The following is a 17330-nucleotide window of genomic DNA, read 5'->3' as shown; positions in this document are numbered from 1 at the left end:
AAATGAGGATTACAATCGATTGCAATTTTGGAGTAGATTTCTTTTATTATTCTTAGACCGAATTTAACTGCTGAATTGTTGTAGCGTTTGAGCGTTTAATTGTTTCGCAGCAGGGTTGCGAATTAAATTTAAAACCATACCAAGAAATAATAGACCAGCCATGAACGCTGCAAAATAAAAACCGTAGCGAACATGCCCAAACCAGTCACTTACTGCGCCCATTAATAACGGCGAAACAGCGGCAGATAATGCGGTAAAAAATAAAATCACACCGGCAACCGTTCCGTGTTGTGATTTTGGAAAACAACTGATGCCTTTGGAATTTAACGTTGGATACATCATCGACATAAATACGCCGGATAACGGTAATAGGAAAATTGCAAAATCAACACCCAGTACCATGGCACCCAAATAACACGCGAATATGCAACCGCTGAAAAGTGCCATTACGTGAGTCCAATCAAAATATCGCAATACCCACGCCCCCAAAAAACGACCCGCAGCGCGCACAATAAAAAATGCGGTTAATGCGTAGGTCGCCATCCATCCGTATTCGCCGTCATAGCCGCGAAAAAGCGTTGGCATCCACACATAAATTGCTACTTCTGTTGCCACGTATAAAAAAATCGCGAACGAAAAACCTAATGCGTAAGGGTTTTTCATCATGGGTAGGGTTTGTTTAAAGCTCACCGGTTCTGAACAGGTTTTGATGGTTTGCGGATAACGCGCAAGAGCTGCGGCAATAATTAATGCTGAACAAATAACACCAGCCACTAAATACAGATATTTCCACGACATGCCATTTTGCAATAGATAGGCAACGACCGCCGGGCCAACAATAGCGCCAACGCCAAAAAAGCCTTCTACCATGTTCATGTTTGAGGAATGTGCCCGAGTTGAACTGGAGATATCACCAACCATGGCCAAGGCGCCGGTTTTAAAAATCCCAATAGCCACGCCACAAAATACTAATAAAGCCACGAAAGAATAAAACGATGACGCCACCATAAATAGCCAACAGGCTATCGCAAATACGGCCAATCCTATAATTATGGTGGCTTTTCTACCGATGCGATCTGCTAAAAATCCGAGTAATAAACCACTTAAACCAATGGCTGCCATGGATGCGTAATGGAACGAGCTTGCGGCCGTGAGACTTAAATTAAATTCTTCAATAATGACAGGGATGATTTCGCCAACTGCGTCTGTGGTCATGCCAAACATCATGAACATCAGATAGGTCAACCAACGAATGAGAGTTCCATTGGCGGCGGGAATCGGGTTGGAAGTAGACACTTGAAGCCTCCGATTTAGGGGGTGTTATCTACCCCTCGTTTTATTGTTATGTGGTGCATTACACAGTATTGCAGAACAAATTGCAAACGATTGCAAAAAAATTTTGCAATCGTTTGCATGACCATCTATCTTAGAGCCATTAACGGCGCCCTACTTACATTTAAATAATAACGAGCGCGTCGGTTTCACTTCTATTCTCTTACGATCTATAGGGATACTTTCATGGCTTTTGATCTTACCGATAAATGGGTTTGGGATTTCTGGTTTGCCGTCGATGGCGACGATTACCATATGTTTTATCTGCAATCAGATAGAAAACTTCATCCTGATGATCGGCATTGGCATGTCAGTATCGGCCACGCAATATCTCAAGATTTAAACCAATGGCAGGTTCTGCCCGACGCTATTGCACCTTCTCCTATGGACGAAAACACGGAGGAGCCGGGCGATACCAAAACCACTTGGACTGGCTCTGTTATTAAAGAAGGGGATCTTTGGTATCTCTTTTACACCGGTGGGCGACAATCGGAAAACGGCCTGATTCAGCGCGTGTGCTTGGCAACTTCGCACGATCTAATCACTTGGCAAAAACACCCCGCCAACCCGTTGATCGGTGTCGATACGCACTGGTACGACAGCATTAATCTTGATCTCTGGCACGACGAGTCCTGGCGTGATCCTTGGGTATTCAAAGATGAACACGAACATCTGTACCACATGTTGATTACCTGTCGGGTCAATAAGGGCGAACCCGCCGGGCGTGGCGCTATTGGTTATGCATCGTCGCGAGATTTAATTCACTGGGAAGCCGGACCACCGGTTTTTGCACCGGGTCTTTTTGGTGAGATGGAAGTGCCGCAAGTGGCGCTGATTGGTGGGCGTTATTACTTATTTTGTTCTGTGTCTGTTAGGTACCACGCTTCGGCTGATGACTCGAATCCACAAACCGGATTGAAGTACTTTCCGGGGACGAGTCCTCTCGGCCCTTTTTCCGTTGAGGGCAGCGGCTTTCTGGGTGCAGACACCATTGGCAGTCTTTATGCCGGTAAAGTTATTCAAGGCCCAGATAAACACTGGTACTTTATGGCCTTTAGAAATCTCGACAGCAACGGCAACTTCGTCAGCGGTATTTGTGCACCCAAACGAATTGAGCAAAACCTCGATGGCAGCTTGAGTTTGGCTGAGTAGCCAAACCGATCTTTAGCGTTATTTTTTCACAGACGGAACGCTAGAGGCGCGAACAACCAGCTCAGGCACCATTTCAATGTGCTTGGGCTTTTCGCCCGCCATGGCGGATAACACGTTATCCACCAGCAAAGGCCCGGCATCGATATGGTTTTGGCGGATGGTCGTTAACGATGGATTGTACAAAGACGCCATAGCGATGTCGTCGTAACCAACAATCGCCACATCCTCCGGTACGCGAAGTCCTTCTTCTTGCAGCGCCTGCAACGCGGCAATGGCATACACATCACTCACCGCAAAGATGGCATCGAACTCGACTCCCGAGCGAATCAATTCGCGTGTGGTTTGATAGCCCACGTCTTTACCTGCCAGTGCGATACGCTCTAATCCCGGTGACACATCTAAACCGAATTCACGCAGGGCGCGACGATAACCTTGGTCGCGCAATTTGATTTCCGGCTGATTGGAATAGCCCAAAAAGGCGATGCGGCGGCGACCAATATTCAACAGATGACTGGTTGCTCTAAAGCCGCCCTCTTCGTTATCGGTACCCACGGTTGAGTAGCTTTGATCGTCGGAAATCTTAGCACCCCAAACCGAGATAAATGGAAAGCTCTTGGCAATGTCGTTGATATGAACATGCTGCCCACCTTGGCCGATTAAAATCACGCCGTCGGTAGTATGAGACTGCACAAAGTCTTTCAGCCAATCCCCCGAAATCGCCCGAGTGCTGGCCAACAACAATTGGTGCCCGCGACTATCTACGGCTTCGGCCACCGACGACATAATTTCCATAAAGAACGGATCGGACAGACTCCAATCACCGCGATGGGCGGCAGGGAGCAGAAATGCAAACGTCAGGCAATCTTTTTTGCGGAAGTTTCGCGCGCGGGTATTGACCCGATAATTGTGTTCTTGGGCGATTCGGTTAACCAAATCTCGGGTTTTCTCGTTGACCAGCTCACTGCCTGATAACGCCCGTGAAACGGTAGACACAGACACACCGGCTAACCGAGCGATATCGGTCATTTGCGTGAGTTGGGGAGACTTAGTTTTCGACGACATATCCTGCTGTAAAACCGACTGTGGAACTGCTGTTACTGACGGTGTATACAGAAAAGGGGGCGAAGTTGCAACAAAGCACCGCCCTTCCAGCGTGTGCACAGCAAGCGATCAAAGCCGGTAAAAAGCCCAATCATTGACACTCTACAGAGTTGTTATATTTGCTGTTCAAGTAATGTATCGAGTTCTGTTTTACTCGGTGGTTGGCAACCTTTGCGAGTGATGTTTATCGCCGCGGCTGCGCATCCTTGACGCAAGGCTTTCGCTAATACGTCTAAAGAGGTTTTTGGTAGAAGCTCTGAGGTTAAGCAGCCACTTGCAAACAGCGACGCCAAAAGCCCCGCCTGAAAACAATCACCGGCACCAACGGTATCAACAACGTTGCTGACGTTGAGACCCGCACAACGAACCAAACCTGCCGAATTCAACGCAATGGCACCCTCTGATCCCAGCGTGATGATCGCGAGGCCACCGTTCATGTGGCTCCGTAATTGTTCACATTGTTGTTCAGGACAGCCGTCTAATCCCAACAACATCAGATCTTCATCGCTGGCTTTCACCAAGTCAGACAAAGGCAGTAGCGATTTCACCGCTGCGATGTATCCGGCGGTATCGGCAACTACGCCGGGACGCATGTTGATATCGATGCTGATCAAAATACCGCGTCCGCGCGCGACGGTTAAAATGTCGCGAATTTTCTCCGCCTCTTCGGGCACGATCGCCAAAGAACCGGTGTGAATCACCTGCACACCTTGCGGCAGATTTGCCAGTAGCGCTTGGGCGGTAAAATCGCGATCGGCAACACCGTCGCGGTATAAACTGTAGCTCGGCTGGCCTTGGTCGTTCTTGCTCACCACCGCTAGCGACGTCGGCTTATCCGAGCGAAAATCATCGTTAAGGAGCACACCTTCAAGCAGCAATGCCGCTGTTAGTTGATCACCAAAAGCGTCGCGCGATAACGGTGAAAGATAACAACTCGGTGCGCGCAATCGACCAAGGGCACGAACCACATTAAACGGCGATCCGCCAACCATCGGATACAATGTGCCATTGGTTTCAAGCATCATATCCATCAATGCTTCGCCGATAATACCTATCACTGTTGCACCTCTTGCGGTTGTCGTTTCGTTGGTTTTAATGTTGTCGATTGTAGTGCTGTTGTTCGCCATTGCTCGGTTGCCATGAGCGGGAGATGAGTGTTTAACATCACGAGTCACTCTCGTGATCATTGTCTCCCTGAACCGTTTGGAAGCGCCGAATCAAGTTTTGGGTGGAGGCATCAAAGTCTCCGGCATCACCAAGATCCGTCATGACCGCTGAAATTAAGGTGCTGATTTTTTTACCCAACTCAACGCCCCATTGATCAAAGGGATTGATGTCCCACAGAACACTTTGCACAAACACCTTGTGTTCGTACAAGGCGATTAACGCCCCGAGGTTTTTTGGCGTCAGCTGATTCATCAAAATCGTGTTGGTCGGGCGATTTCCTTCCATCACCTTGTGATCGGCGAGCCGCTCGGATTCTTCTTCGCTGTAACCAATGTCTAAAAACTCTTGCTTGGCTTGCTCTCGGGTTTTGCCCACCATCAAGGCGTAACTTTGGCTTAAACAGTTAGCAAATAAATGAATTTGATGCGCGCCGTGCTCATGATTAGCCTTCATCGGTGCAATAAAATCGACCGGTACGAGCCGAGTACCTTGGTGTAGCAGTTGATGAAAACTGTGCTGACCATTGGTACCGGCTTCGCCCCAAATAATCGGCCCGGTGGTGTATTTGACAAGCCCATCACGGCCCGCCGATTTGCCGTTACTTTCCATATCCAATTGCTGGAGATACTTAGGAAAGGTGCGCAAATCGTGGGCGTAGGGAATCACCGCGTGGCTCTCGGCTCCCCAGTAATTGGCGTACCAAACACCAAGCACCGCGAGAATGACCGGCATGTTGCTTTCAAAAGGTTGGCTGGCAAAGTGCGTGTCCATATCTCTGGCACCGGCCAAGAGAGCTTTGAAGTGATCCATGCCCACACCCAACGCAATGGGTAAACCAATGGACGACCACAACGAATAACGACCACCGACCCAATCCCACATGGGAAAGACATTGTCTTCGCAAATACCAAACGCTACCGCATTGGCAACGTTGGATGTGGTGGCGACAAAGTGTTTAGAGATATCGGCATTGTCACCCATGGCATCGATAAGCCAACTGCGCGCGGTCGTGGCGTTTGTGAGTGTTTCTAGAGTGGTGAAGGTTTTTGACGCCACCACAAATAAGGTCGATTCGGGATTAGCGACTTCTAGCTTGGCAAGCAAATCGGCGGCATCCACATTCGAGACAAACTGACAGCGGATGCCTTTATGGCGATAGGCTCTTAATGCTTGGGTGACCATTAATGGGCCTAAATCCGAGCCGCCGATACCGATGTTAATAACATCCGTGATGGTTTTACCCGTTGCCCCAAGCCAGCGCCCACTGTGGACTGAGTCCACAAATGCCGCCATCTGGGCCTGCGCAGCCATGATGAGCGTTTGCTTGTCGACGGGCGTTTGTATTGCGCCACGCAATGCGGTGTGCAGCGCCGGGCGTTTTTCGGTGTAATTGACAAGCTCGCCCGAAAACAAGGCTTGAATCTTCTCGGGCAGCCCCTTTTCTCGAACAGTTGCCAGCAACAAGCCCATTACCCGCTCGTTGACGCGGTTCTTCGAATAATCCAAATACAGCCCCGAGGCCTCGCAGGAAAATCGGTCCACACGCTGGGCATCTTCAACAAACAAGCTGAGCAACGACTGTGACGCCAACACCTCTTGCAGCGCTAGCAGATCGTCGTTGTGCATAAACGTTGGCATAGACATGGTTTGAGCCTAAAAATAATGAGCATCAACAGCGCTGTTGGTCAACGCGGTTTTTATAAGTGGCAGGCTAAGACACCGCCAGGATTTTTAAGGTGTTGGTACCGCCTTGTACATGGGCCTGATCACCTTGAGAAACCAAGACAAAATCTCCGCGGGCAACAATACCTTGGGATTTCAGCAATTCCACCACCGACTCGCCCGTAGTGTGTTGACCGTTAGCATCGTCGTACCACAAGCTGTACACACCTCGGTACAAGGCCACACGACTTAAGGTATCGGCCCGATTGGAGCAAGCAAAAATCGGCAACCCTGAACTGATTCTAGACATCAACAGCGGTGTATTGCCCGATTCCGTTAAACAAACAATGGCTCTTACATTCTTGAGATGATTGGCGGTATACATCGCCGCCATGGCAATGGACTCACCGGCGTGGGAAAATTCTTGATGGATTCTGTGCGCCGAGCGCTGAATGCTACGCTCACGCTCTGCCCCCAAAATCACGCGCGCCATGGCCTCCACGGTTTTGACCGGATACTTGCCCGCCGCGGTTTCCGCCGAACACATCACCGCATCGGTGCCGTCGAGCACAGCGTTGGCGACGTCCATTACTTCGGCACGGGTCGGCAGCGGGCTGTTGATCATGGATTCCATCATTTGGGTGGCGGTAATCACCGCGCGATTAAGTTGACGCGAGCGACTGATAATGCGCTTTTGCACCCCCACTAATGCGGCGTCACCGATTTCAACACCAAGATCACCACGCGCCACCATCACCGCGTCAGAGGCGAGGATAATACCGTCGAGGGTTTCGGCATCGGCAACCGCTTCGGCACGTTCGATTTTCGCCACCAAGTGCGCCTTAGAACCCGCTGCGGTTAGCAGCTGTCGAGCTTGGTTCATATCTTCACCACTGCGTGGAAACGATACCGCAACGTAATCAACCCCAATCTCAGCGGCGAGCTTGATATCGGCCCTGTCTTTTTCGGTCAGCGCCGGCGCGCTTAGGCCGCCGCCCTGGCGATTGATACCCTTGTTGTTTGATAGGGGGCCGCCGTTGACCACAATGCATTCGAGGCGAGTGCCAGCGATACGCTCAACACGTAAAACCACGCGTCCGTCATCGAGTAAAAGAAGATCGTCAGCCTTGCAGTCGTTGGGCAGCTCAGGGTAATCAATACCCACTTGCGCGATATCGCCGTCGTCGCGTCCCAGTGAGGCATCCAACGCGAAACAATCACCCTCCGCCAACTCGATGGGCCCGTCTTTAAAGCGCGCAATGCGAATTTTTGGCCCTTGCAAATCCCCTAAAATCGCCACTGAACGCTTGCATTCAGCGGCTAGCTTGCGAACTAAACAGGCGCGGTTGCGATGGTCTTCTGGATTACCGTGGGAAAAATTCAGCCGTACCGTATCGGCGCCCGCCTGAATAAGAGCGCGCAATACCGGTTCTGAATCCGTTGCGGGACCCAACGTGGTTACAATTTTGGTTCTACGTAACATGTTCGAATTCACCTGTGCAGTGCCGACCAATTTAAAACGTACTGGCTAACGCCAGCGTGTTATCGAGCATGCGATTGGCAAAACCCCACTCGTTGTCGTACCACGCGAGTACTTTCACTAAATTACCTTGCACCCGTGTATGGCTGGCATCGAAATTACAAGACGCGAGGCTGTGGTTGTAATCAATGGAGACCAAGGGCGCTTCGCTGTAATTGAGCACACACCCAAGTTCACCCTGCGCGGCCTCGGCCATCAGGCTGTTGATTTCATCAACGCTGGTTGCTCGTGCCGCATCAAAGGTGAAATCCACCAAACTGACATTGATAGTCGGTACTCGCACCGCCAATCCATCCAAGCGGCCCGCCAATTCAGGCAAGACCAAACCAATCGCTTGAGCGGCGCCGGTTTTGGTGGGAATCATTGATTGCGTAGCGCTGCGTGCACGGTACAAGTCGGTGTGATAAACATCACTGAGCTTTTGATCGTTGGTGTAGCTGTGAATGGTGGTCATCAATCCGCGTTCAATACCGATGGCTCGATTGAGTACCGACGCCAGTGGCGCCAAGCAATTGGTGGTACAAGAAGCGTTGGAAATAATCTGATGATCGCGGTTTAACGCTTTGTGATTAATACCGTAAACCACGGTGGCATCCATGTTTTTGCCCGGCGCCGAGACAATGACTTTTTTCGCACCCGCCTCAATGTGTCCGGCAGCCGCTGCACGATCGGTAAATAATCCGGTGCACTCCAACACCACATCGACGTCGAGTTCTTTCCAAGGCAAGTCTTTTGGGGAACGCTCCTGTACACAGCGGATTCGATCTCCGTTGACCAACAGGCTATCGCCCTCTACCGATACGTCTCCGGCAAAGCGACCGTGAACACTATCGTACTGGGTCAGATGCGCGTTAATACTGGCATCGCCTAGGTCGTTAATGGCAACGATTTCGATCTGATCGTTGTCGTTACCTTTGTAGTTACCTTCGTAGCAGGCACGCAGAATATTTCGGCCAATACGGCCAAAGCCATTGATTGCAACACGCGTAGACATTGTTCACCTCAACACATTTGAATTAATTTTTATCGTTATTATTTTTGTATGCCCACCTCAAACCGAGCCAAAACCCCGCGCGAGCAACAGGTTCAGCGCTTAAAGTTGGTCGTTTGAGCGTCGCGAGCTATCGAGCTATCGGCATTGTTTGAAAACGCAGAGCCTCATTAAGTTATCTGCCCCAGGGCATTTTTTAGGGGCGCTTTTAACGGATATTTTTTGATTACAAACGAGGCGCTAAACGCCTCTGTGATTTTTTCGAATACTTAAGGGGCTAATTTCGAGGCTTCTTTAGCCAACTCGGTGATGGCTTGCCAATCTCCCGCAGCGACCAAATCTTTCGGCACCATCCAAGAGCCGCCAACACAGGCAACGTTGGCCAAAGCCAAATATTTAGGGGCAAGTTCTGGGGTAATGCCACCGGTTGGGCAGAACCTTAAATCCGGCAGGGGCCCTGCCAACGATTTCAACATAGCTACACCACCGGCGGCCTCGGCGGGAAAAAACTTCATGCGCGTGATGCCACGCTCTCTCAAGCGCATGGCTTCGCTGGCGGTAGCAACGCCCGGTAAAATTTCGATGGGTGACGCCTCGGCAGCATCGAGCAGTTTTTCGGTGGAACCTGGACTCACCATAAAACAGGCGCCAGCTTTAACAACATCGGTGACCTGTTCGGGCGTGGTCACGGTACCGGCTCCGACGTATGCGCCTGGCACTTTTTCGGCGATCAGCTCAATCGCAGCCATGGCACAGTCACTGCGCAAGGTGATCTCCAATACCTTCAAACCACCGGCAACGAGTGCTTCGGCCAGCGGTAATGCTTGAGATATTTCGTCAATCACAATGACCGGAATGACCGGAGATGCAGACATAATTTCTTCGAGTGAGGCTTTCACTGTTTGTCTCCTGTTAGCGGGAGTAAGTATTTGTAAGACCTATTTGGTCGATAAGTAAGTGTGCGGCACCAACCAACGCCGGGGTTTGTCCGGTGATCAGATGCAGCGGGGTTTCCGATAAAAGCGGTTGTAATGGACCTTTGTTTTCAAACGCTGAGATCAAACCACTGTTGGCAATCAGCGATTGAATTTGCGGCAAAATACCACCGGCAAAATAAACACCCGCGAAGGCGCCAAGCGTCAATGCGGCGTTTCCGGCGGCACCACCCAGAGCACTCAAAAAGACATTCACCGTCTCAAAAGCAATACCTTGAGGGTGCTCGCAGGCCTCGGCGGTGATCTCTGGCGCGCTGCGTAAACGCACGGTTTCGCCTCGGATTTTTGCCAGCGCCTGATAGAGCCTCTGAAGGCCCGGCCCCGAAATCAAATCTTCTACTGCCACAAAGCTCAACTCATTACTGAGTACACGGTGAATTTCACGCTCAAGCTCATTGGACGGTGCAAAACTGACATGCCCGGCTTCACCGGGAATTGCCAGCCAACGGCCATTACCCAGCGGTTTTAGTGCGGCAACGCCCAAACCGGTGCCGGGGCCGACAATCAACCTTGGGGTGCTCAACTTGGGCTTTCCAGCACGAAAACACTGTATTTGCGCATCTGGCAAATGAACGGCAGCGTAGGCTTGGGTGACAAAATCATTCACCAACAGCAATTCGTCGAAGCCAAACTGAGCTTTAAGGGTTGAGTAATCGATTTGCCAATCGAGGTTGATGAATTTCACCACATCAGAAACCACAGGGCCTGCAACACCCACACACGCTAATGTCGGCCAATCGGCGTCTAACTCTCGGCGGTAATGCTCAAAAACCTCGGTGGCACTGTCAAATTCGCTACAGAGAAACTGGCGTTGGTGTTTGACGATGATTACACCGGAATCCGGGTCTTCGCAGGCAACACCAAACCGAGCGTTGGTGCCGCCAATATCGGCCACTAAGATTGCAGCAGAGATTCCAGCGTTCACATCAGTACTCGCTCAGTTGCAGCACACTGGCACCTTGATCGGCGTCTGTGGCGTTGGCTCTGAACAAACCGAACAATTCTCGTCCGGTACCACTCTGGCGAGCGCTCAAGTCGGGCACGACGGTAATACGATTGGCCAAGACAGACTCTTCCACGAGCAACTCTAAGGTGCAATTCTTGGCATCTAAGCGAATGACATCACCGTTGTTTACTTTACTGAGCAAACCACCGGCAACACATTCTGGAGTCACCTGTATGGCAGCGGGGACTTTTCCAGATGCGCCAGACATACGACCATCGGTAACCAACGCCACTTTAAAACCGCGCGATTGCAAAGAACTCAACACCGGCGTGAGTTTGTGCAACTCGGGCATACCATTCGCTCTGGGACCTTGAAAGCGAATGACGGCGACAAAATCTTTGTCCAGAGCACCGGTTCTAAACGCGGCCTCCAGTTCGTTTTGGTCGTCAAACACAATGGCAGGCGCTTCAATAACCCAGTGCTCTGGCTTTACGGCAGAGGTTTTGATGATCGCGCGGCCGATATTACCGGTTAGCAATTTTAGGCCGCCGTCTTCGGAAAACGGCTCACTGGCCGGGCGTAATACATCCAAATCCAACGAGACTTCCGGTGCTGGGCGCCATTCGACTTTATCCCCCACCAAGAATGGCTCGGTGCGATAGCTTTGAAGCCCTGGGGTTTCAGCCACAGACAGAATATCCGTGTGCAGCAAACCCGCATCCATCAAGCTCGCCATTAAATAACCCATGCCGCCTGCGGCCTGGAAGTGATTGATATCGGCAGATCCGTTTGGATAAACGCGAGCCAACAGCGGAATCACTTTCGACAGCTCAGAAAAATCGTCCCACTGCAATTGAATGCCAGCGGCCTTGGCAATGGCCACTAGGTGCATGGTGTGATTGGTTGAGCCACCGGTTGCTAACAAACCAACAACGCCGTTGATGATGGCCCGCTCGTCTATCACTTTACCGATGGGACGATAATCATCACCGAGTGCCGTCAGCTTTAACACCTGTTGAGCGGCAGCTATTGTTAACGCCTCGCGCAACGGCGTATTAGGATTGACAAACGAGGAACCGGGCAAATGCAAACCCATAATCTCTACCAACATTTGATTGGAGTTCGCCGTACCATAAAAGGTACAGGTACCCGGCCCGTGGTAGGATTTTGATTCCATCTTCAACAGTTCTTCGCGACCAACCTTGCCCTCGGCGTAGAGCTGGCGAACTTGGTGTTTTTCGTCGTTAGAAGCGCCTGTGGTCATGGGCCCGCTGGGCACAAAAATACACGGTAAATGGCCAAACGACAGCGCGCCCATCAGCAAACCCGGCACGATCTTGTCGCAAATACCCAAACACAAAACCGCATCAAACATATCATGAGACAAAGCCACGGCAGTGGACATAGCAATCACATCGCGACTGAACAGCGACAACTCCATGCCACTTTGACCCTGGGTAACGCCGTCGCACATGGCCGGTACACCACCGGCAACTTGAGCAACACCACCGGCATCACGCACGGCTTGGCGAATCAACTTGGGCATGTCTTCGTAAGGCTGATGGGCCGATAACATGTCGTTATAGGCGGTCACAATGCCCACGTTTGGCTTTTGCTCTCCGGTTAATCCGTCTTTATCGGACGGGTTGCACGCGGCAAAACCGTGGGCGAGATTACCGCAGGATAATCGTTTACGGCTTGGGCCTTCTCCCGCTGCTTTTTCAATTCGGTCTAAATAGATTGTGCGAGTGCGAACACTGCGCTCTTTTAATCGTTCTGTTACTTCGCTAACCAATTCATGCAACATAAGAATTCCTCTATCAAGGCGCCCAAAAGACAGAAACCGTCACTTTGGCATCTGTCAACAGCGCCGCTATCGGGCAATCGTCAATGGTGTTTTGCCATGTTTTCGCCGCTTGGTACACCGCTAATTTTTCTGAGCCGGTTATCAATAACACTAGCTCTTTGGCTCGGCAAAGGGTTGCATAGGTCAAACTGAGCCGCTCGGTATACTCGCCGGTCACTGGCGAACGGATCGCGTTAATCGCGCAACAAACGCTCGGGTTATCAGGATTTAACCCCTGCTCCAAGCCCTCTGCTCTTGGAAATAACGATGCGGTATGGCCATCGGCTCCCATGCCTAAAATCACCAAATCCGCAGGCCAACTCAGCTTAGATTGATACAACTCGGCGACATCTGCTGCCGCGGCCTGCGCACTGATGCCGTTTTGTTTCATGGGATAAAAAGCAGCGTCACGGGCTTTATTAAATAATAGGTGCTCACGGATAAAACGTTCATTACTGGCACTGTGATCGGCATTTACCCAGCGCTCATCCACCAAACCCACACCAACACGCGACCAGTCGAGTGTGCGGTGAGAAAGCTCTTGATAAAGCGGAGCCGGTGTGGAGCCACCAGAGACCAATAACGACGCCTTACCGCGTTGATCGATGGCGTGAAGTAATTGGGCTTCGCAGCGCGCCGCTAAGGTTTGAATGAGTTCGTCGCGATCTGCAAAAAAGTGCTCTTCAACCATGGTCTTGCACCTCGCCGTTAATGATCACCAAACCAACCAACACTTTTGTCTGGTCCCCAACTGCCCGCGGCGTATTGCACTGGGTCAATCTGCTCGCTCTGCCAAGCGGCAATAATGGGGTCGATCCAAGCCCAGGCTTGATCAACCTCATCGCGATGCGTGAATAACGCGGGATCACCGCGCACAGCGTCGAGAATCAAACGCTGATAACCATCACTTTTGGTGTATTTAAAGGTGTCGGCAAAATTGAGATTAAGAGTTGCCGGTTTCAAACGAATCCCTTGGCGATTCAATTCTTTAGTCATTAAGGTGAGTTGAATGCGCTCATCGGGCTGTAAACGAATCACCAACCGATTCGGTTGCAGTGGCCCGGCATCGGGTTCAAACACGCAGTGAGTGACCGGTTTGTAGTTAATGACGATTTCCGCAAAACGCTCGGCCAAACGTTTACCGGTGCGCAAATAAAACGGTACCCCTGCCCAACGCCAGTTATCAATATGAGCGCGAATGGCGACAAAGGTCTCAGTGCTGCTGGCTCCGCCGAGTTCATCCTGATAGCCAGGCACCACTTTACCGCCAACCACACCAGGCCCGTACTGACCGCGAACTGTGTCTTCGGCAACGTTGGATGCATCGATAGTGCGCAGTGATTTCAATACTTTTAATTTTTCCGCACGAATATTATCAGCATTGAGCTTGGTGGGCGGCTCCATAGTCAGCAGACACATCATCTGCAACAAATGATTTTGCACCATATCTCGAAGAGCGCCGGCGCGATCGTAAAAAGAGACTCGGCCTTCTAAACCCACGGTTTCGGCAATGGTAATTTGCACGTTATCGATGCGTTTACAATCCCACAGCGGCTCGAATAAAACGTTGCCAAAGCGCAACGCCATTAGATTTTGTACGGTTTCTTTACCGAGATAATGGTCGATTCGATAGATGGATTCTTCAGGCAAAAACTCGGCGATTCGAGAATTAATGGAGTCAGCGGATTCTCGGTCGTAACCCAAGGGTTTTTCGACCACCACTCGGGTATTTTTATTGAGCAGTTGGCAACTGGAAAGATGCGCACAGACGTCACCGTACAAGCCCGGTGGAATGGCAAAATAAAACACTCGTGTGCGGCTTTCGTCATTGCCAATGAGCTCTTTGAGTGAATCCCAACGCTCATCGCAGATCGCGAGATCGAGAAAACAGTATGACAACCGCTGGGAAAACGTGCTCCAGTGACTCGACTCAAATTCCTCATCATTTAAGTGCGCACGCAGGGATGCTTCAGCTCGCTCAAGGCACTGTTGTTGGCTGACATCTTCTCGGGAAACCAAAATAATTCGACTGTTCGCCGACAGTTGATTGGCAACCACGCTGCGGTACAGCGAGGGGATTAACTTGCGTAGTGATAAATCTCCTAAACCTCCGAATACGATAATATCGGCTTCACTTCTCATAATGTTTTCCGCTTGAGTCTGCCTGGCGCAGCGATTCATTGTTCTATTGTTATTCTTTATAAATCACGTTGTGCAACGATTTAATCTTCACACAATGGTAATGACAGCGTTGTCATCCTATTCTCAATTGACAACGCTGTCAATGAGCAGTACTTTCTAGATCCGGTTAACATACATCAGGCTGTTTCGGTTACACCGGAAACCTCCCGATCGAGGCGCAACGCTTTGGGCTGAGCATTTGCGCTAACGCTGTTAATAGGCCCTAAACCACCCTAGAAAATTTATCATTCATGGAAAACGAATCAAAAAAAGCCACCATCAGCGACGTTGCACGCTTGGCTGAAGTCTCGATCAAAACAGTATCGAGAGTCATCAACCAAGAACCTAACGTCCGTGCCAGCACCCTTAACAAAGTGCTTACCGCAGCCAAAGCGCTAAATTATCAACCGAGCAACTTCGCAAGAAGTCTCGCCGGAAACCTGACGTTTAACATTGCACTGGTGTATTCCAACGCAAGCCCAAGTTACATATTTGATGCTCAATCTGGCGCTTTAGAGGCCTGCAAAAAATGGGGCTATGAATTAATTATTCATCCCTGCGATCACACCGATCCACACTTAACTCGCGAGTTGCTCGCATTGTATGAATCGCGCAAGGTCGATGGGATTTTATTAACCCCGCCAATGTGCGACACACAAGCGTTAATTCAGGCATTAGATCAACAACAGTTGCCATTCGCCCGCTTGCAACCGGGCGACCCTAGCGCATCAAACGCACCCTTTACCGGAATCGATGAGCGCGCCGCAGCTCGGGAATTAGTCAGACATCTAATTGAATTTGGTCATGAAAAAATCGCCATTATCAGCGGCGATCCAAGCCACGGTGCCGCCTATTTGCGCTTGCAAGGTTATGAAGACGCTATGGCCGAGGCGGGATTTTCGTGCCCCGATACCTACCGCCATCGCGGGATTTTTGATTTTAAATCCGGTAAAGGCAGCTGCGAGCAATGGCTCGCACTACCCAATCCACCCACCGCCATATTCGCCTGCAACGACGCCATGGCCGCAGGCGCTATGCAATACGCATTATCCCAAGGATTAACCCTACCGAAGGATTTATCCATCGTTGGCTTTGACGACAGCCCCACCGCTGAACGCCTTTGGCCACCACTGACCACCGTTAGACTACCGGCCCGAGAAATTGCAAGAAACTGCGCCGATGCATTAATTGCAACAATACGAAAACAAGCACCAGAAAAAATCTCGGGGTTATGCCCGTACAAGATAATTCTTCGAAATTCCGTTGCAAACATAAAATAAATAACAGAGCAGCCAAAACATGACCATTAAAACCATCGGCTTTGTAGCCCACGACGAAAAAAAACCCGAGCTAGTAAGCTGGGTTGAAAAAAATCAACACCAATTAAAAGACCTTTCGATTCTTTCAACAGGAACTACCGGCGGTTTAATTCAAGAAAAATGCCCGCAACTTAACGTAACACGCTTAAAAAGCGGTCCCCTTGGCGGCGATCAACAACTCGGCGCGGCCATTTGTGAAGCTCGTTTAGACGCAATGGTATTCTTTATCGATCCTTTATCACCGCATCCCCACGACGTAGACGTAAAAGCCTTATTAAGACTGGCCATTCTTTACAACGTACCCTTTGCCTGCAACGCAGCAAGCGCCGATGCCCTAAAAAGCCTACTGCCGTAAAAATCAAAAGGTTTAACAAATACAACCTTATAATGATTATTATCAACAAACTGCCAGACTAATAATTACGAAAAAAAAACCATACAGAAAGGCAAATTAAAATACGCTTTTTATTTATAAATAACTTCTGATTAATAGCGACTGCTAGCCATGTAAAAATGTGTTATCAATTTCAAAAACGATAAGCAACTTAGATTTTGAAGAAATTTTAAATCTTTATCCTCTGACTAAATCGCGCTTTAATCAGAGGTATCTGAAGTATGTCGGGAAGAGAGCATTTAAGCCCTTAGAGGGATTTACCGTTGCGAATTACTTTCCGCTTTGCAATCGCAGAAACAGTGTTGTTACGTATTCTTTCTTCTTTAGCATCAACATGTTTCATTGCAGCATCAAGAGCTTTTCGAATATCGTAACTTGAGACTGTTTTAGTTTTCATCTTCCTGCTCCCTTTGAATACGACGAATTTCTAATTCATCTAGTGATTTTCCCGATTGAATTCTATCAGGCTCTTCCGTACTGTTCTCTATGCCTTTTTCATGCCTTTTATTAATTTCTTTTAGGCGCGCATCAAGACGCTTTTGAGCATCAAAAAGAGCTTTATCTTTGTTAAAATTCACATTTAGTCAAATTTCATTATGTAATAATGCTTTTCTTAATTATTAAATCTATAGGAACCTCTGATTAACCTAAAAATATTTAGATTATTATTTGAGAATACCGTTTATCAATGAATAATCTAATAT

At 49.7% G+C, this 17330-nt stretch carries 16 protein-coding genes; 3 read left to right on the top strand and 13 right to left on the bottom strand.

All coding sequences use genetic code 11. The features are described from left to right. Nucleotides 1–63: 63 nt before the first annotated feature. Nucleotides 64–1296: an MFS transporter gene (locus ACYQ2C_RS15140; RefSeq protein WP_460051865.1), complete on the bottom strand. Its 1233-nt coding sequence runs from the start codon at nt 1294–1296 to the stop codon at nt 64–66. Nucleotides 1297–1518: 222 nt separating this feature from the next. Between ACYQ2C_RS15140 and ACYQ2C_RS15135 the strand changes: the two genes are divergently transcribed. Further along, the gene (locus ACYQ2C_RS15135) at nt 1519–2484 is read left to right on the top strand and encodes a family 43 glycosylhydrolase (RefSeq protein ID WP_460103952.1); all 966 of its coding nucleotides are present in this window, start codon (nt 1519–1521) and stop codon (nt 2482–2484) included. 18 nt (nt 2485–2502) lie between these two features. Here the strand turns inward: ACYQ2C_RS15135 and ACYQ2C_RS15130 are convergent, their stop codons facing one another. The 10 genes from ACYQ2C_RS15130 to zwf form a co-directional block, all read right to left on the bottom strand. Further along, nucleotides 2503–3546 (bottom strand): LacI family DNA-binding transcriptional regulator, encoded by a 1044-nt coding sequence (locus ACYQ2C_RS15130; RefSeq protein WP_460103951.1) that lies wholly within the window; start codon nt 3544–3546, stop codon nt 2503–2505. A gap of 152 nt (nt 3547–3698) precedes the next feature. Further along, complete coding sequence (locus ACYQ2C_RS15125; RefSeq protein ID WP_460103950.1) at nt 3699–4772, bottom strand: carbohydrate kinase family protein; 1074 nt, start codon at nt 4770–4772, stop codon at nt 3699–3701. After that, nucleotides 4750–6396, bottom strand: coding sequence for a glucose-6-phosphate isomerase (gene pgi, locus ACYQ2C_RS15120; protein ID WP_460103949.1), 1647 nt, complete (start codon nt 6394–6396; stop codon nt 4750–4752). Before pgi ends, ACYQ2C_RS15125 begins: the two co-directional genes overlap by 23 nt. Before the next feature lie 67 nt (nt 6397–6463). Then, nucleotides 6464–7897 carry a pyruvate kinase gene (pyk, locus tag ACYQ2C_RS15115; RefSeq protein ID WP_460103948.1) on the bottom strand — a complete coding sequence of 478 codons (1434 nt, stop codon included), beginning with the start codon at nt 7895–7897 and terminating at the stop codon, nt 6464–6466. A 31-nt stretch (nt 7898–7928) separates the two neighbouring features. Continuing rightward, complete coding sequence (gap, locus tag ACYQ2C_RS15110) at nt 7929–8948, bottom strand: type I glyceraldehyde-3-phosphate dehydrogenase (RefSeq protein WP_460103947.1); 1020 nt, start codon at nt 8946–8948, stop codon at nt 7929–7931. Nucleotides 8949–9214: 266 nt separating this feature from the next. Then, nucleotides 9215–9844, bottom strand: a complete 630-nt coding sequence (locus ACYQ2C_RS15105; protein ID WP_460103946.1) for a bifunctional 4-hydroxy-2-oxoglutarate aldolase/2-dehydro-3-deoxy-phosphogluconate aldolase — start codon at nt 9842–9844, stop codon at nt 9215–9217. A gap of 13 nt (nt 9845–9857) precedes the next feature. Further along, entirely contained in the window at nt 9858–10865 is a 1008-nt protein-coding gene (gene glk / locus ACYQ2C_RS15100) for a glucokinase (RefSeq protein ID WP_460103945.1), read from the bottom strand. A 1-nt stretch (nt 10866) separates the two neighbouring features. Then, the gene (gene edd / locus ACYQ2C_RS15095) at nt 10867–12693 is read right to left on the bottom strand and encodes a phosphogluconate dehydratase (RefSeq protein ID WP_460103944.1); all 1827 of its coding nucleotides are present in this window, start codon (nt 12691–12693) and stop codon (nt 10867–10869) included. Nucleotides 12694–12706: 13 nt separating this feature from the next. Continuing rightward, on the bottom strand, nt 12707–13423 hold the full coding sequence (gene pgl / locus ACYQ2C_RS15090; RefSeq protein WP_460103942.1) for a 6-phosphogluconolactonase: 717 nt from the start codon (nt 13421–13423) through the stop codon (nt 12707–12709). 17 nt (nt 13424–13440) lie between these two features. Continuing rightward, the gene (gene zwf, locus ACYQ2C_RS15085; RefSeq protein ID WP_460103941.1) at nt 13441–14874 is read right to left on the bottom strand and encodes a glucose-6-phosphate dehydrogenase; all 1434 of its coding nucleotides are present in this window, start codon (nt 14872–14874) and stop codon (nt 13441–13443) included. 290 nt (nt 14875–15164) lie between these two features. Here zwf and ACYQ2C_RS15080 point away from each other — a divergent pair, with 290 nt between their 5' ends. Together ACYQ2C_RS15080 and ACYQ2C_RS15075 are read left to right on the top strand one after the other, a co-directional pair. Beyond that, nucleotides 15165–16193, top strand: a complete 1029-nt coding sequence (locus ACYQ2C_RS15080; RefSeq protein WP_460103940.1) for a LacI family DNA-binding transcriptional regulator — start codon at nt 15165–15167, stop codon at nt 16191–16193. Nucleotides 16194–16212: 19 nt separating this feature from the next. Then, nucleotides 16213–16587 (top strand): methylglyoxal synthase, encoded by a 375-nt coding sequence (locus ACYQ2C_RS15075; RefSeq protein ID WP_460103939.1) that lies wholly within the window; start codon nt 16213–16215, stop codon nt 16585–16587. Between the two features lie 286 nt (nt 16588–16873). Here ACYQ2C_RS15075 and ACYQ2C_RS15070 read toward each other — a convergent pair whose 3' ends face one another. Continuing rightward, nucleotides 16874–17023, bottom strand: coding sequence for a hypothetical protein (locus tag ACYQ2C_RS15070; RefSeq protein WP_460103938.1), 150 nt, complete (start codon nt 17021–17023; stop codon nt 16874–16876). After that, a complete protein-coding gene (locus ACYQ2C_RS15065) occupies nt 17013–17204 on the bottom strand; it encodes a hypothetical protein (RefSeq protein WP_460051887.1) in 192 nt (63 codons plus the stop codon). The genes ACYQ2C_RS15070 and ACYQ2C_RS15065 overlap by 11 nt, the downstream gene beginning before the upstream one ends. Nucleotides 17205–17330 lie beyond the last annotated feature (126 nt).

Source organism: Sessilibacter sp. MAH3, from assembly GCF_054658275.1.
Note: the sequence above shows the minus strand (reverse complement) of the source record. Positions and strands in the feature narration are given on the sequence as shown.

What these genes read in the sequence shown, in the direction of transcription:
- ACYQ2C_RS15080 (WP_460103940.1), top strand. Translation starts at nt 15,165, where the DNA reads ATGGAAAACGAATCAAAAAAAGCCACCATCAGCGACGTTGCACGCTTG.
- ACYQ2C_RS15075 (WP_460103939.1), top strand. Translation starts at nt 16,213, where the DNA reads ATGACCATTAAAACCATCGGCTTTGTAGCCCACGACGAAAAAAAACCC.
- ACYQ2C_RS15135 (WP_460103952.1), top strand. Translation starts at nt 1,519, where the DNA reads ATGGCTTTTGATCTTACCGATAAATGGGTTTGGGATTTCTGGTTTGCC.
- pyk (WP_460103948.1), bottom strand. Translation starts at nt 7,897, where the DNA reads ATGTTACGTAGAACCAAAATTGTAACCACGTTGGGTCCCGCAACGGAT.
- zwf (WP_460103941.1), bottom strand. Translation starts at nt 14,874, where the DNA reads ATGAGAAGTGAAGCCGATATTATCGTATTCGGAGGTTTAGGAGATTTA.
- gap (WP_460103947.1), bottom strand. Translation starts at nt 8,948, where the DNA reads ATGTCTACGCGTGTTGCAATCAATGGCTTTGGCCGTATTGGCCGAAAT.
- pgi (WP_460103949.1), bottom strand. Translation starts at nt 6,396, where the DNA reads ATGTCTATGCCAACGTTTATGCACAACGACGATCTGCTAGCGCTGCAA.
- ACYQ2C_RS15125 (WP_460103950.1), bottom strand. Translation starts at nt 4,772, where the DNA reads ATGATCACGAGAGTGACTCGTGATGTTAAACACTCATCTCCCGCTCAT.
- pgl (WP_460103942.1), bottom strand. Translation starts at nt 13,423, where the DNA reads ATGGTTGAAGAGCACTTTTTTGCAGATCGCGACGAACTCATTCAAACC.
- edd (WP_460103944.1), bottom strand. Translation starts at nt 12,693, where the DNA reads ATGTTGCATGAATTGGTTAGCGAAGTAACAGAACGATTAAAAGAGCGC.
- ACYQ2C_RS15130 (WP_460103951.1), bottom strand. Translation starts at nt 3,546, where the DNA reads ATGTCGTCGAAAACTAAGTCTCCCCAACTCACGCAAATGACCGATATC.
- ACYQ2C_RS15070 (WP_460103938.1), bottom strand. Translation starts at nt 17,023, where the DNA reads ATGAAAACTAAAACAGTCTCAAGTTACGATATTCGAAAAGCTCTTGAT.